The following is a 14,737-nucleotide window of genomic DNA, read 5'->3' as shown; positions in this document are numbered from 1 at the left end:
CCAACTCTTGCATGTCTGCTTCTGAAGCGTTAATTTCAGAACCGTGAAGTGCGGGGCCATCGAGGTGCCCGCCGGTAAAAGACGTTGAGTTTCAATCAGAGTGACGTCATGTCGATCAGCAAACAGGAACTGGTAGAGCGCAGTCAGGTGGTCCTGGCGCATGCCTGGATGGTGCGAACGTTTATCAAGCACTGCGATGAAGTCGACGATTACCCGGAGCTCATGGGAATCACGCGGGCTGTCTTTGATGCCTCGCGGGCACTGGAAACCCGCGTGGATGATCCGGACGCGTATCTCAAGATGCTCCGCAAAAAAATCGGTCGCCTCCGCAAAGCCACCGATCAGTTTGCACTGGATGCGCCGGAAGCGTCACTGCACACCAACTTTGAGCAGGCCGTGGTCTCAATGAAAGGCTGCACCCAGGCGCTCGAAGCATTACTGGCAGACGTCGAAGAGTAATTCCGCTCGAGTCGGGTTACTCTTCTTTGGTCGCATCCAGAACTGCGAGGAACGCCTTCTGGGGAATCTCGACCTGGCCGAACTGCTTGAGGCGTTTCTTGCCCTCTTTCTGTTTTTCCCACAGCTTGCGCTTACGGGTAATGTCACCACCGTAACACTTGGCGGTCACATTTTTACGGAGGGCTTTGATCGTCTCGCGAGCGATGATCTTTCCACCAATCGCGGCTTGAATCGGGATTTCAAACTGGTGCTTGGAGATCTCCTCCTTGAGCCGCTTCGCCAGACCGCGTCCACGACGCTCGGACTGTGAGCGGTGCACGATCGTGGAGAGGGCATCGACGCGTTCCCCTTTGACGAGGATGTCCATCTTGACCAGGTCGGCTGCACGGTAGCCGATGATATCATAGTCCATCGTACCGTAACCCTTGGTCGCGCTTTTCAAGCGGTCGTACATGTCGTAGACGATTTCCGCCAGCGGCAGTTCGTAAACCAGCTGTGCCCGATTGGTTCCCAGGTACTCGGTATTCTTGTAGATCCCGCGCCTGTCGGAACAGAGCTGCATGATGGTGCCGATGTTCTCTGCAGGCAGGATGAAATTCACCAGCGCGATGGGTTCGCGGAATTCTTCGATGCGGCTGGCATCTGGAACGTCCTGCGGGTTATCGAGGTGTAAAACTTCGCCGCTGCGCTCCAGGATTTCATAAGTTACGTTAGGTGCGGTTTGCAACAGGTCGATGTTGAATTCCTGTTCCAGACGCTGCTGAATGATTTCCATGTGCAGCATGCCCAGGAAGCCGCAACGGAAGCCGAAGCCCAGAGCGTCACTGGTTTCTGGTACGAAACTGAAACTGGCGTCATTGAGGCTCAGCTTCTGCAGCTCTTCACGCAACTTTTCAAAGTCGGTGGCTTCGATAGGATACATTCCACAGAACACCATCTGTTGTGGAGTCTGATAACCGGGCAGTGGGGCGGCCGGCAGCTTTTTGGGGTCTGCGATGGTATCCCCCACGTGAACCTGGCTGAGTTCCTTAGCACCACTGACCAGGTAACCTACCTGTCCGGGCCCCAGCGACTTGACGGCTTTCATATGCGGAGTGAACTGGCCGATCTCGATAATGTCCAGCTTGGTACCGCCTCGCATCAGGACGACCGTCTGGCCTTTTTCTACCGTTCCCTGGACCACGCGGACGTAGGTAACAACGCCGCGGTAATGATCGTACTTGCTGTCGAAGACCAGTGCCTGCAGTGGCGCACTGGGATCGCCACTTGGAGGGGGGATGCGTTCGACGATGGCATCGAGCACGTCTTCAATGCCGAGCCCGCTCTTGGCGCTGACTTTGAGTGCTTCTTCGGGGTCGAGACCGACGACCGATTCGACTTCTTCCAGCACTTCGTCGATACGGGTGACAGGCAGGTCGATTTTATTGACGACCGGAATGATCGACAGGTCGGCGTTGATACAGGCGTAGGCGTTCGCGACGGTCTGGGCCTGCACACCCTGAAAGGCGTCGACGAGCAGCAGCGCGCCTTCACAGGCAGCCAGGCTGCGGGAGACTTCGTAGTGGAAGTCGACGTGACCGGGGGTGTCGATCAGGTTCAGCTCGTATGTTTCACCTTTGTATTTGTGGTGAATCACCACCGTGCGGGCTTTGACCGTAATTCCGCGTTCCTGTTCAATCTGCAGGTCATCCAGAATCTGGTTTTTGAATTCCCGCTCCGTGATGGCGCCGGTTTTCAGGAGCAGCTGGTCGGCCAGCGTACTTTTCCCGTGGTCAATGTGTGCTACGATCGAAAAGTTTCGAATCAGACGGGGCTCAGTTGCCATAAAGGTATCTCGGTTTCCTGTCGTTCAGACCGCCCGGCATTGATTGCACCGGGCACGTTTTAATTTTATTCTGCTTTGAGGCAGGCCAGTCGCGCACAGCCGGCGACGCCAATGTAACCGGCGTCTGCTCCGAGTTCTGCGTAATCGATGATCGTGTTCTCGTAGGGAACCGAGAACGCGCGTTGTTGGACCTCTTCCCGGATGCGCTGCAGGAAACGGTCTCCCTGGGCAGTACCCTTGCCTCCGAATGTCACTGCACCGCCGAACAGAACCATGTCCGGATCGATGGTGTGCATCAGGTTTGTCGTGCCGACTCCCAGGCAACGGGCGGATTCCATAATCAGCTCGGTTGCCAGTTCATCGTTTTGTTCTCCGGCCTCGGAGATCAGCAGAGGCGTCAGTTCCTGGCCCTGCTGCAGCATGTCATTCAGGACGGACTCACGACCGGCGTCCAGCTGTTCCTGGCAGCGCTTTACCAGGGACGTGCCACCCGCGTAAGCTTCGAGTGTACCATATTGTCCTGAATCACATAACCGTCCGTCATCCATCTGGATGACGATGTGTCCGCATTCGCCTCCGTGTGAGTGACGACCTTCGATGATCATTTCGTCTATAATAATACCACATCCAATGCCCGTGCCCAGTGTCCAGAACACCAGACTATGAGCCTCGCGGGCACCGCCGATCCAGTATTCTCCATAGGCGGCCGCGTTCGCATCGTTCTGGTAGATCGTCGGTTTGCCTCCGTAATGATCACAGACGGTCTGGCGGATCGGAAAACCTTTCCAGGTCGGAAGATTCGGCGGATCGACCAGTTTCCCCCCGGGAATATCCATCGTACCGGGAGTGGCGATCCCGATGGCCCTGATGTCGTCCATAGTCAGCCGACAGTCAGCCAGGGCATCGTCGATGGCCTGGTAGATGTTTTTCAGGCCCGCCTCAACACCTGAAGGAACATCGGTGCTCGTTTTAGAGAAGGCAAGTGTCTGGCCGGCATCATCAACGATACCGACCTTGACGTTCGTACCACCGATATCAATGCCGACAAAATAAGGTTCTTGAGGCTTTGTCGGATTCATGTTGCCTGGGGTTCCTCTGTTTTTCTCTGGAATTCTGGAACGACTCTCAAACGTGCCCCGAATGAGGCTGGGGCAGTCTCAATCATTGCCTTGAAGACGTAAGTTGATTGTGGCAGGGGAAAACAGCAATCGACGTCAGTTCAGAGGGAGGTCCGGATACACGTGAGAAGTATAGCCGAGCAGGCAGGGGGGATGCAATCATCAGCACGGCAATTCAGGCTCCCGAACCCGGCATTTCAGGCATGAGAGCGGGCTCAGAAGAACTTTGCAGAAAATCAGTGCCGGCCCGGGAAAGAACCTTGGCGCCCTTTCTGATTTGGGACAGGATGAAATATCGACTCGCTTACCTGCCTCCCCGATTCAACCTTGAGGTCACAATATGCTACGCCGCTTCGTCTGCTCCGCTTTGCTCCTTCTCTGTGGATTCTGTTTCTCCAGTACCCTTATCAGCCTGCACGCCGCTGAAAAAACAGCGCGGCCGAATATCGTGCTCTGCATGACCGACGACCAGGGCTGGGGCGAAACTTCCTTTAACGGGCATCCCGTGATCAAGACACCGCACCTGGATGATATGGCGGCCTCTGGTCTGCGGCTGGACCGCTTTTATGCAGCAGCGCCCGTCTGTTCGCCTACTCGAGGCAGCTTTCTGACCGGACGACACCCGAACCGCTTCGCCTGCTTCAGCTGGGGACATACCTTACGTCCGCAGGAAGTCACAGTCGCTGAGGCGGTCAAGTCAGCTGGTTACACGACTGGTCACTTCGGGAAATGGCACCTCGGTTCGGTGCAGGCTAACAGTCCTGTCTCTCCGGGGAACAGCGGTTTTGACGAATGGGTTTCGAGCCCGAACTTCTATGAAAACGATCCTTACATGAGCCATAACGGAATGGTCGAGCAGCTCAAGGGAGAGAGTTCTCGCGTCACCGTCGATGCGGCGCTCGACTTCATGAAGGGGGCTCAGAAAAAAGAACAGCCCTTCCTGGCGGTCATCTGGTTTGGTAATCCGCATCTGCCCCACGAGGCGGTGGACGAACTCAAAGCCCTGTATCCCAACCAGGATCCTGCTTTCCAGAATTATTTTGGTGAAATCAGCGGCGTCGACCGCGCAATGGGGCATCTGAGAAGGCAGCTCCGCGATCTGGGACTTGCGGAAAATACACTTCTCTGGTTCACCAGCGATAACGGTCCCCGACCTCCCCAGTTCAAAAAAGACGGACCCCGCTCTCAGGCGACCGGCGGTCTGGCCGGTTATAAAGGGAACCTCTGGGAAGGGGGCATTCGCGTGCCGTCTGTGATCGAGTGGCCAGCGGTCATCAAGAAACCGGAAACCTCAGACATGCCCTGCGGCACCATCGACATCTATCCGACAGTGCTTGCTTTGACGGGGGCGAAGGTCTCACATCAGCCCACGCTGGATGGTGAAAGCCTGCTGCCCCTCATCGAAGGACACAAAATGTCCCGCGACAAACCGATGGGCTTCTGGACCTACCCCATCAAAGGGCACCCTAAACGCAGCACGGATATTCTACTGGCGCTGCAGAAACAGCAGTCTCCCGGAAAACCCAATCCACCGGGACCGGTTCCCGATGCCGATGCAGGCAGCCTGAAAACACAGTATTCCCGGGAAGAGCTCCCGGGGGCCGCGGCACTGATCGACGGCGATTATAAAGTCCTGAAAATGGAAAACAAAAAGGGAACGCCAAAATTCACCCTGTATAACCTCAAGCAGGATCCGTCCGAACAGCATGATCTGTCAAAACAGGATCCGCAGCGGTTCAAGAAGATGAAAGCCGCCCTGAAAGGCTGGCAGCATTCGGTGGTCGATAGCCTGAATGGCAAAGACTACGCCGATTGAGTTGCGTCACCTTGCGGAGGAAACGCTGAAAATTCCGACTCCCAGCCGCCGTGCGATTGCATTTGGTATACTGGGTTGACCATAATCGATTTTATAAACATTCATAAGGAAATCGAAGGCGGCACCGTCTGTGCAGGCGCAGTCGCTTTACCTGCCTGTTTCCGTATCAGCTTACCTGTCATCCACGATAGAGGAACATTATGAACTCTGGACTTTTTAAACGCCTTTTCTGTCAGGCCTGTTGCGCTCTGCTGCTGTTGACAGTTGCCCTGGGCAGCTCGGTCTCCGCCGAAGATGCCAAGAAGGTACTCAAAGCCGGGATTATCGGCCTGGATACTTCGCACGCGATTGCCTTCACCAAGATGCTGAATACCGGCAACCCGGAAGGGGATCTGGCCGGCTGTCGGATCGTCGCCGCTTATCCCAAGGGAAGCCCGGATATTGAATCCAGTGTCTCTCGTGTTCCCGGCTATACGAAGCAGGTCAAGGAAATGGGCGTGGAAATCGTCGATTCCATTCCCGCTCTGCTGGAGAAAGTCGATGTGGTCTTCCTCGAAACAAACGATGGTCGTCCGCACCTGAAACAGGCACTGCCGGTTCTCCAGTCAGGCAAGCCGGTCTTCATCGACAAGCCGATTGCTGCCTCGCTGACCGATGCCGTCGCTCTGTTCGAACTCTCCAAAAAATACAATACTCCGATGTTCTCATCCTCATCACTGCGGTTTGCCAAGGGCGCACAGCGTCTGCGGAACGGCGAAGAGGGAAAGATCATGAAGGCCAGCACCCACAGCCCCTGCTCGCTGGAAAGCACTCATCCCGACCTCTACTGGTACGGGATCCACGGTGTCGAAACTCTGTTTACCGTGATGGGACCTGGTTGTGAGTCTGTCACCCGTACGATCAGCAATGCTGATCGGGATGAAGTCGCCGGCAAATGGGCCGGTGGTCGTGAAGGGCATTTCGCTGGTGTCCGTAAAGGAACCCCTAAAGGTTATGGCGGAACCGCAGTCGGTAAAAACGGTGAAGTCGCCGTGGGTGGTTACGACGGTTATAAGCCGCTGCTGGTGGAGATCGTGAAGTTCTTCCGTACCGGCAAGGCGCCTGTGAGCCCTGAAGAGACACTGGAAATCTACGCATTCATGGAAGCTGCTGACGAAAGTAAACGTCAGGGGGGTAAAGAAGTCACCCTGGCAAGCGTCATGGAAAAAGCTGAAAAGCAGGCTGCGAAGAAGCTGGCCAGGCTCGATGTGGCTGACTCCGGTGCTTCAGAATCAGATAACAAGCTGACTGCAGCTGAAAAAGCAGAAGGCTGGAAACTGCTGTTCAACGGCGAGAACTACAAAGGCTGGATGTGCAGCAACGGTAAGAAGATCGCTGCCCCGATCGAAAACGGCGCACTGGTGCCTTACAAGTCGGGTGGTTACCTGATCGTCTACAACAAAGAATTTGGTGATTTCAAATTCAAGTGTGATGTCAAGATGCCTGAAGAATGCAACTCCGGAATCTTTTTCCGCGTGGGTGATCTGAAGAATCCCGTGCAGACCGGTTTCGAAGCGCAGGTCTTAAGTGGTGACGGCACTGGTATGCACGATTTCGGGGCGATCTATGACCTCGTATCACCTGCAAAGAATCTGGCCAGTGCACCGGGTGAATGGACTCATTTTGAGATTACCTGCAAAGGTCCGCACATCAGCGTCGCCGTGAATGGAGAAGTGGTTGCCAAACTGAATGCAGATGAATGGACTGAGCCGGGCAAGCGTCTGGATGGTTCTGCGCACAAGTTCAAGGCGGCTGTCAAAGACTTCCCGCGGAAAGGTTACATCGGTTTTCAGGACCACGGACACAAAGTCTGGTATAAGAATGTAAAGTTGCTGGAACTGTAAGCCGAAACTAAACTCTAAACCATCAAAGTAAAATCCCGCCACCTGAGAGCGTGTTGTTCTCAGGTGGTTTTTTTTTGAGTATTCAAAAGCGTTGAAATCGGATTGAGACATCAGGAAACAGGCTGGGAGATTCTGCTGAAAAGACCCGATGCGCGGTGCAATTGGACGCATTACACGTCAGTTCTCAGCATTGAGAATCGCGGAAAAGGTGCTGAATGAACTACGAATCCAGCTTTTCTGATACAGAATGGAAAATGATCCAATTTGTTCCCTGCTTTCACTACAAAACGGGGGGGATCTGTGTAAAATAGCCGCGAATTATTGGGCACTAGAGATCTTGCGCCTATAAAACCAGCAAGCACATTGCAGAAATGCCCTTAATCGGATTTGTACAGCATTCAGGTGGTGATTGATACCACATCAGGCGAGTCAGTCAGAAACACTCGTTGCATTCAGGTTCATAATTCAATGATTACAATTAAAAAAGGGCTGGATCTGCCCATCGCAGGTGAGCCTTCCGCTTTGATCGAAAACGGGCCACAAGTTCGATCAGTTGCGTTAATCGGCCCGGACTACATCGGTATGAAGCCGACGCTGGCTGTTGAGGTCGGTGATACCGTTAAAAAAGGTCAGTTGCTGTTCAGCGACAAAAAGATCGAAGGTGTCATCTACACCGCTCCCGCCGCCGGGAAAGTGACTGAAATCAACCGCGGTGCCAAACGCGTTTTTCAATCCCTGGTGATTGAACTCGCCGGCGAAGAAGAAGAGACTTTCACTTCATACGAAGAAGGACAGCTCGGCAGTCTGACTCGCGAACAGGTCACCGAGAACCTGCTGCAGTCCGGACTCTGGACCAGTCTGCGGACCCGTCCTTACAGCAAAGTGCCCTCACCCGAGTCAACTCCGCATTCCATTTTTGTGACCGCCATCGACACCAGCCCTCTCGCTCCGCCACCGGAAGTGGTTTTGAGTGAAGAGCCCCGCGCATTCTCTCAGGGTCTGCAGGTTCTGAAGGCATTGACCGAAGGCAAGCTCTATCTCTGTAAAGCACCGGGAACCAATCTGCCAGGCTGCGATCTGGATTTTGTGACGGTCGAAGAATTCGGCGGCCCGCACCCTGCAGGTCTCCCCGGCACACACATTCATTACCTCGATCCGGTCAGCGATAAGAAAACCGTCTGGTACATCAATTACCAGGACGTGATCGCGATTGGCAAACTCTTCACCACCGGTCAGCTTTACAACGAACGCGTAATTTCCATCGCGGGTCCTGTGGTTAAGAATCCGAAACTGGTAAAAACCATCATGGGAGCCAGTCTGGCTGACCTGACAGACGGCAACCTCGAAGAAGGCGTTGATCGGGTGATTTCCGGTTCCGCTCTCGCCGGCCGAACAGCCGAAGGCCCGTTTGCTTACCTGGGCCGCTATGCATTACAGGTTACCGCGCTCAAAGAGGGAACACACCGTGACTTCCTGGGCTGGATGGGCCCCGGGTTCAATAAGTTCTCGGTTGTGCCTGTGTTTGCTTCTTCCTGGACCGGTAAAGGCAAGAAAGTGCCTTTCACTACATCCACCGAAGGCAGTAAGCGAGCCATGATTCCCATCGGCACTTATGAAAAAGTAATGCCGCTGGACATCCTGCCGACCTTCCTGTTGCGGGCACTGATTACGGAAGACACCGAACAGGCAAAACTGCTGGGATGCCTGGAACTGGATGAAGAAGATCTGTCGTTGTGCACGTTTGTCTGCCCGGGCAAATACAACTACGGATCACTGCTGCGAGACAATTTGACCAAAATTGAAATCGAGGGCTGATACAGTGTTGGCCCGGGAAGGGCTTTGACTGTGAAACTCGCCAAGCCTTCACTGAGTGTGATTGTAAGCCGGATAACTCAATTTGTTTTGAAAGATGTCAGCCTGACTGATCGCTCTGAAACGTATTCGTTTCGGCTCGCAGTCAGAGACAGTCAAAGTTGCTGATGGCCCGCCTGAGCCTGATTCAGGGGCTGTCAAACAGGAAAGATAAACCTCGAAATGAAGCCGTTACGAAATCTTCTTGATAAGATGCACCCCCTCTTCGATAAAGGGGGTAAGTTCGAGAAGCTTTACCCACTTTACGAAGCGCAGGATACCTTCCTGTATACGCCGGGTGAAGTGACCAGTGAAGCCTCTCATGTGCGCGACTCCATCGACTTGAAGCGCATGATGAGTATGGTCATTGTGGCTCTGCTGCCCTGTGTGTTTATGGCACTTTATAACACCGGGTACCAGGCCAATGCGGCGATGAGCACCATGGGCATCGAATCGGTACCGGGCTGGCGGGGTGCAATCATGTCCTCGCTGGGCGTGGTTCCCGATGCGAACAGCCTGCTCTCCAACCTGGTACATGGGGCACTCTACTTCCTGCCCGTTTACATCGTCTGTATGGCGGTAGGGGGGGCCTGGGAAGGTCTATTCTGTATCGTGCGGCGTCACGAAATCAACGAAGGCTTCCTGGTGACCGGGATGCTGTTCCCGTTAACGCTGCCTCCCACGATTCCGCTCTGGCAGGTTGCACTGGGTATCAGCTTCGGTGTGGTCGTCGGTAAAGAAATCTTCGGTGGTACAGGGAAAAACTTCCTCAACCCCGCATTGACAGCACGTGCGTTTCTGTACTTTGCCTATCCGGGGCAGATCGTGGGTGACACAGTCTGGACTGCCGTTGATGGCTTCAGCGGTGCTACTTCACTGGGACAGATGGCCACCGCTGCTCCCGAAGTCGGCATGAAAGCAGTGACCAATCCCATCTCTGAGGGAGGCCTTGGTATCTCCTGGTCGCAGGCGTTCCTGGGAACCATTCAGGGGTCCATGGGTGAAACTTCAACTCTGGCCTGTCTCCTCGGAGCGATCTTCCTGATCCTGATCGGCGTCGGTTCCTGGCGTGTGATGGCGGGTGTGCTTGCTGGATCGATGGGCTTAGCGACACTGCTCTGGATGATTGGCAGCAACACCAACGCGATGTTCGCCATGCCTCCGCAGTGGCACCTGGTTGTCGGCGGCCTGGCCTTCGGTCTGGTCTTCATGGCGACCGACCCGGTCTCCGCAGCGATGACCGATACCGGACGCTGGTTATATGGAATTTTGATTGGGGGAATGACAATCCTGATTCGGGTGGTCAACCCTGCGTATCCAGAGGGGATCATGCTGGCGATTCTGTTCGGCAACGTCTTCGCTCCTCTGATTGATTATTACGTGGTTCAAGCAAACATTAAAAGAAGGTTGGCGCGAAATGTCGCGTGATTCAATAGGTTTCACATTTATCGTATCGGCCACGTTGTGTGTGGTCTGCTCGATTCTGGTTTCCGGGGCTGCGGTCGGATTGCGCAGCAAGCAGGAACTGAATAAAGAGATCGAACGTAAAAAGAACATCCTCTCCGTGGCGGGCCTGATCCAACCAGGTGATGACGCGAAGAACGTCATGAAGATTTATGACGAGCGGGTTGAGGGGATTATCGTTGATCTCGACTCAGGTAAAGTCGTAACCGACGACAAGGAACTGTTCCCCAATCCTGCGGAATACGACCAGAAGGCGGCAATCGACAATCCCAAACTGAGCACGGCAATCGAGCCCAGCAAAGACATCGCCGGGATCAAACGTCGCGAAAACTATTCCTGGGTCTACCTGATCAACGATGAGAATGGTCAGTTGACTCAGTATGTTCTGCCCGTCCGCGGCAAAGGTCTCTGGTCTACCATGTGGGGCTTCCTGGCTCTGCAGACCGACCTGACCACCGTGCAGGGTTTGACCTTCTACGAACAGGGGGAAACACCCGGGCTGGGTGGTGAAGTTGATAACCCTAAGTGGAAGGCACAGTGGAAAGGCAAAGAAGTCTACAACAAAGACTTCCAGCCCGATATCGAAGTCATTAAGGGGAGTGTCAATCCAGAGTCCCCCAATGCGGAACATGAAGTGGACGGCCTCTCGGGAGCCACCATTACCTCTCGCGGCGTAACCCACCTGCTGGATTTCTGGCTGGGTGACCTAGGATTTAAGCCTTATCTCGAACAGGTTCGGGAAAAGGAGGGAAAGTAACATGAATTCACGACAAAAAGAGGTTCTGACCGGACCGATTTTTAATAACAACCCGATTGCGTTGCAGATTCTCGGGATCTGTTCCGCTCTGGCGGTAACAACCAAGATGGAGACCGCACTCGTGATGAGTATCGCGGTAACCCTGGTGACCGCCTGCTCGAACGCCGCAGTCGCTTCGATCCGTCTGCAGATTCCCGGCAGTATCCGCATTATCGTGCAGATGACGATCATCGCCTCACTTGTGATTCTGGTCGATCAGTTCCTCAAGGCCTTCGCCTTCGGAATCAGCAAGCAGCTGTCCGTGTTCGTGGGACTGATTATTACCAACTGTATCGTGATGGGTCGTGCCGAAGGGTTCGCGATGAAAAACGAGCCTGGCATCAGCTTCCTGGACGGAATTGGAAACGGGCTGGGTTACAGTGCAGTCCTGATGCTGGTTGCCTTCTTCCGGGAACTGTTCGGATCCGGCAGCCTGTTTGGAGTTACCATTTTGAAACTGAGTCGCGAGGGTGGCTGGTATGATGCCAATGGCCTGATGTTATTACCTCCCAGCGCGTTCTTTATTATCGGTTTCACCATCTGGGCTTTAAGAGCCTGGAAGACCGATCAGGTGGAGGAAGCATAAAATGTTAGAGCATTATCTGAGCCTGTTTATCAAGTGTCTGTTCGTCGAAAACCTGGCACTGGCCTTCTTCCTGGGAATGTGTACCTTTCTGGCCGTTTCCAAGAATGTGAAGACCGCCTTCGGTCTGGGGATCGCTGTGGTCGTCATTCAGACGATTACCGTTCCCGTCAATAACATCATCTATCAGCATCTGTTGAAAAAGGGCGCACTGGCCTGGGCCGGTTATCCCAATGTCGACCTGACCTTCGTCGGTCTGATCTGTTACATCGGCGTGATTGCGGCGATGGTGCAGATCCTGGAAATGACCCTCGACCGGTTCGTTCCCGCTCTCTACAACTCGCTGGGGATCTTCCTGCCGCTGATTACCGTGAACTGTGCGATCTTGGGGGGAACCCTGTTTATGGTGGAACGCGACTACAACTTCCCCGAAAGCTGCGTCTTCGGTTTTGGTTCCGGTGTCGGCTGGGCACTGGCGATTCTGGCACTGGCGGGTGTGCGGGAGAAAATGAAATACAGTGACGTTCCACCGGGATTACGCGGTCTGGGCATCACCTTTATTACCGTTGGACTGATGGCGATGGCCTTCATGGCTTTCTCCGGTATCCAGCTCTGAGACTTAACATTTTCCTAATTTATTGAGCGGTTAAAGTTTAATCATGGGTATAGAAATTCTGTTAGGCGTGGTGATGTTCACGGGCATTGTGCTGGCCCTGGTCGCCATCATTCTGGTCGCGAAATCAAAACTGGTTGCCTCCGGTAACGTCACAATTACTGTGAACGAGCAGAAGAAAATCGAAGTTCCCGTGGGCGGGAAACTGCTGGGCGCTCTCGCCGAGAATCAGATTTTCGTTTCATCTGCCTGTGGTGGCGGGGGAACCTGTGCTCAATGTGAAGTTCGCGTGCTCCAGGGCGGCGGCGATATCCTGCCGACCGAACGCTCTCACTTTAACAACCGCGAAGTCCGCGAAGGCTGCCGACTTTCCTGTCAGGTGCCGGTCAAAACCGACATGGACATCGAAGTACCACCCGAAGTCTTCGAAACCAAGAAATGGCAGTGTAAGGTCAAGTCCAACGACAACGTGGCGACCTTCATTAAAGAGCTCGTTCTGGAACTGCCTGTCGGCGAAGACGTGAACTTCAAGCCGGGTGGATACATTCAGATCGAAGCTCCGCCGCACCATATCAAATACAGCGAATTCGATATTCCTGACGAGTATAAAGAAGACTGGGACAAGTTCGATCTCTGGCGGTTTGAGTCCAAAGTCGAAGAGCCGGTCATCCGTGCTTACTCGATGGCCAACTATCCAGGCGAAAAAGGAATCATCATGCTTAACGTGCGTGTGGCTTCACCTCCGCCACGTGCACCGGATGGCACTCCTCCCGGGAAGATGTCCTCCTACATCTTCAATCTGAAACCGGGTGATGAAGTTACTATCTCCGGTCCTTACGGTGAGTTCTTCATCCAGGAAACCGATGCGGAAATGATCTACATCGGTGGTGGTGCCGGTATGGCTCCCCTGCGATCTCACATCTACGAACTCTTCAAAGAACGCAAAACCAACCGGAAGGTCTCTTACTGGTACGGTGCCCGCAGTATGCGTGAAATGTTCTACGAAGATGAATTCCGGGCGATCGAACAGGACTTCCCGAACTTCAAGATGCATATCGCGCTTTCAGATCCGATGCCGGAAGATAACTGGACCGGTCTGCAGGGCTTCATCCACCAGGTGCTGCTGGACGAATATCTGAGTAAGCATCCTGCTCCGGAAGATTGTGAGTACTACATCTGTGGTCCGCCAATGATGTTGTCCGCCGTACGTAACATGCTGGATGATCTGGGAGTTGAACCTGAGAACGTCCGCTACGATGACTTCGGTTAACAGACAATCCGCGTGGTTCTGGACTCTCGCTCTGCTGCTGTATTGCCTGCAGGTCACGGGATGCCGGAACGATGAATCAGGCTCCGATTCTGCTGCATTACAGAAGCAGCAGATCGAGGGGCCGACGATGGGAACGACCTATCACATTACGGTCTGTTCCCCTGCAGCAGAACAGGTTGATACCGGGCAGCTGAAACAGGATATCGATCAGCTGCTCGTGGAAATCAACCAGGAGATGTCGACCTACATCAAAGATTCGGAACTGTCCCTGTTCAACCAGGCGGAACCCGATCAATGGTTACCCGTAGCACCTGCCGTGGTCAAAGTCGTCGCTGCCGGTCTTAAGTTGAGTGAAGACAGCGACGGGGCCTTCGATATGACCGTCGGCCCACTGGTCAACCTGTGGCACTTCGGTCCGGATCCCGGCAAGAAGACGCTGCCTGCAGACGAGAAGATAGAAGCGGCCCGCAAGAAGGTGGGTTATCATCATATCCAGGTGCAGGAGTCACCTGCGGCACTGAAGAAACTGATCCCCGACGTGTACGTCGATCTGTCGGCTATTGCAAAAGGCTATGGCGTCGATGCGGTTGCCGAACTCATCGAGTCTCGTGGTATCGAAAATTACCTGGTGGAAATCGGTGGCGAGATGCGGGCCCGGGGCATCAATCAGCGCGGCGAAGCCTGGAAGGTAGGCATCGAAAAGCCGGTGAGTGAAACCCGGGTGGTGCAGAAGATTGTACCCCTGTCCAATCTGTCGATGGCGACATCGGGCAATTATCGTAATTTTTTTGAAGTGGATGGCGTCAGCTATTCACATACCATAGATCCCCGTACCGGGCGACCAGCGACTCATGGGCTCGCTTCGGTGACCGTGGTGGGGGAAACCTGCATGAATTGCGACGCGATCGCGACATGCCTGATGGTATTAGGCCCCGCTGAGGGGTATAATTGGGTACAAGAGCGGGACATCGCCGCTTATTTTATCGTGAAAACAGACGCCGGTTTTACAGAACGCTTCTCGCCTGCCTGGCAGAAGCAGTTCGGTGAGGAGCAGTAATT

At 54.1% G+C, this 14,737-nt stretch carries 12 protein-coding genes; 10 read left to right on the top strand and 2 right to left on the bottom strand.

Annotated features, from left to right (window positions below):
• Nucleotides 1-108 precede the first annotated feature (108 nt).
• Nucleotides 109-459: an amidohydrolase gene (locus tag FYZ48_RS06000; protein ID WP_149338453.1), complete on the top strand. Its 351-nt coding sequence runs from the start codon at nt 109-111 to the stop codon at nt 457-459.
• Nucleotides 460-475: 16 nt separating this feature from the next.
• On the opposite strand, the gene lepA is transcribed toward FYZ48_RS06000, so the two are convergent.
• Entirely contained in the window at nt 476-2,284 is a 1,809-nt protein-coding gene (gene lepA, locus FYZ48_RS05995) for a translation elongation factor 4 (protein ID WP_145045054.1), read from the bottom strand.
• A 65-nt stretch (nt 2,285-2,349) separates the two neighbouring features.
• The gene (locus tag FYZ48_RS05990; protein ID WP_149338451.1) at nt 2,350-3,363 is read right to left on the bottom strand and encodes an ROK family protein; all 1,014 of its coding nucleotides are present in this window, start codon (nt 3,361-3,363) and stop codon (nt 2,350-2,352) included.
• A 379-nt stretch (nt 3,364-3,742) separates the two neighbouring features.
• On the opposite strand from FYZ48_RS05990, the gene FYZ48_RS05985 reads away from it, so the two are divergent.
• The 9 genes from FYZ48_RS05985 to FYZ48_RS05945 all read left to right on the top strand — a co-directional run bounded on the left by FYZ48_RS05985 (nt 3,743) and on the right by FYZ48_RS05945 (nt 14,735).
• Nucleotides 3,743-5,218, top strand: coding sequence for a sulfatase-like hydrolase/transferase (locus tag FYZ48_RS05985; protein ID WP_149338449.1), 1,476 nt, complete (start codon nt 3,743-3,745; stop codon nt 5,216-5,218).
• Nucleotides 5,219-5,418: 200 nt separating this feature from the next.
• On the top strand, nt 5,419-7,101 hold the full coding sequence (locus tag FYZ48_RS05980) for a family 16 glycoside hydrolase (RefSeq protein WP_149338447.1): 1,683 nt from the start codon (nt 5,419-5,421) through the stop codon (nt 7,099-7,101).
• Between the two features lie 468 nt (nt 7,102-7,569).
• On the top strand, nt 7,570-8,916 hold the full coding sequence (locus tag FYZ48_RS05975) for a Na(+)-translocating NADH-quinone reductase subunit A (RefSeq protein ID WP_149338445.1): 1,347 nt from the start codon (nt 7,570-7,572) through the stop codon (nt 8,914-8,916).
• A 219-nt stretch (nt 8,917-9,135) separates the two neighbouring features.
• The gene (locus FYZ48_RS05970) at nt 9,136-10,380 is read left to right on the top strand and encodes an NADH:ubiquinone reductase (Na(+)-transporting) subunit B (protein WP_149338443.1); all 1,245 of its coding nucleotides are present in this window, start codon (nt 9,136-9,138) and stop codon (nt 10,378-10,380) included.
• Nucleotides 10,370-11,173, top strand: coding sequence for a Na(+)-translocating NADH-quinone reductase subunit C (locus FYZ48_RS05965; protein WP_145192552.1), 804 nt, complete (start codon nt 10,370-10,372; stop codon nt 11,171-11,173). Before FYZ48_RS05970 ends, FYZ48_RS05965 begins: the two co-directional genes overlap by 11 nt.
• A 1-nt stretch (nt 11,174) precedes the next feature.
• Nucleotides 11,175-11,798: an NADH:ubiquinone reductase (Na(+)-transporting) subunit D gene (locus FYZ48_RS05960; protein WP_145192549.1), complete on the top strand. Its 624-nt coding sequence runs from the start codon at nt 11,175-11,177 to the stop codon at nt 11,796-11,798.
• 1 nt (nt 11,799) lies between these two features.
• Nucleotides 11,800-12,411: an NADH:ubiquinone reductase (Na(+)-transporting) subunit E gene (gene nqrE, locus FYZ48_RS05955; protein ID WP_145045036.1), complete on the top strand. Its 612-nt coding sequence runs from the start codon at nt 11,800-11,802 to the stop codon at nt 12,409-12,411.
• Nucleotides 12,412-12,454: 43 nt separating this feature from the next.
• Nucleotides 12,455-13,678, top strand: a complete 1,224-nt coding sequence (gene nqrF, locus FYZ48_RS05950; RefSeq protein ID WP_149338441.1) for an NADH:ubiquinone reductase (Na(+)-transporting) subunit F — start codon at nt 12,455-12,457, stop codon at nt 13,676-13,678.
• Entirely contained in the window at nt 13,665-14,735 is a 1,071-nt protein-coding gene (locus FYZ48_RS05945) for an FAD:protein FMN transferase (RefSeq protein ID WP_242022415.1), read from the top strand. The genes nqrF and FYZ48_RS05945 overlap by 14 nt, the downstream gene beginning before the upstream one ends.
• Nucleotides 14,736-14,737: the final 2 nt, after the last annotated feature.

The organism is Gimesia chilikensis, from assembly GCF_008329715.1.
GTDB classification, from domain to species: domain Bacteria; phylum Planctomycetota; class Planctomycetia; order Planctomycetales; family Planctomycetaceae; genus Gimesia; species Gimesia chilikensis.
This window is presented reverse-complemented; position numbering and strand designations above follow the sequence as displayed.

Excerpts from the sequence above, each read along its gene's own strand:
- FYZ48_RS06000 (WP_149338453.1), top strand. The coding sequence starts at position 109 with ATGTCGATCAGCAAACAGGAACTGGTAGAGCGCAGTCAGGTGGTCCTG.
- lepA (WP_145045054.1), bottom strand. The coding sequence starts at position 2,284 with ATGGCAACTGAGCCCCGTCTGATTCGAAACTTTTCGATCGTAGCACAC.
- FYZ48_RS05990 (WP_149338451.1), bottom strand. The coding sequence starts at position 3,363 with ATGAATCCGACAAAGCCTCAAGAACCTTATTTTGTCGGCATTGATATC.
- FYZ48_RS05985 (WP_149338449.1), top strand. The coding sequence starts at position 3,743 with ATGCTACGCCGCTTCGTCTGCTCCGCTTTGCTCCTTCTCTGTGGATTC.
- FYZ48_RS05980 (WP_149338447.1), top strand. The coding sequence starts at position 5,419 with ATGAACTCTGGACTTTTTAAACGCCTTTTCTGTCAGGCCTGTTGCGCT.
- FYZ48_RS05975 (WP_149338445.1), top strand. The coding sequence starts at position 7,570 with ATGATTACAATTAAAAAAGGGCTGGATCTGCCCATCGCAGGTGAGCCT.
- FYZ48_RS05970 (WP_149338443.1), top strand. The coding sequence starts at position 9,136 with ATGAAGCCGTTACGAAATCTTCTTGATAAGATGCACCCCCTCTTCGAT.
- FYZ48_RS05965 (WP_145192552.1), top strand. The coding sequence starts at position 10,370 with ATGTCGCGTGATTCAATAGGTTTCACATTTATCGTATCGGCCACGTTG.
- FYZ48_RS05960 (WP_145192549.1), top strand. The coding sequence starts at position 11,175 with ATGAATTCACGACAAAAAGAGGTTCTGACCGGACCGATTTTTAATAAC.
- nqrE (WP_145045036.1), top strand. The coding sequence starts at position 11,800 with ATGTTAGAGCATTATCTGAGCCTGTTTATCAAGTGTCTGTTCGTCGAA.
- nqrF (WP_149338441.1), top strand. The coding sequence starts at position 12,455 with ATGGGTATAGAAATTCTGTTAGGCGTGGTGATGTTCACGGGCATTGTG.
- FYZ48_RS05945 (WP_242022415.1), top strand. The coding sequence starts at position 13,665 with ATGACTTCGGTTAACAGACAATCCGCGTGGTTCTGGACTCTCGCTCTG.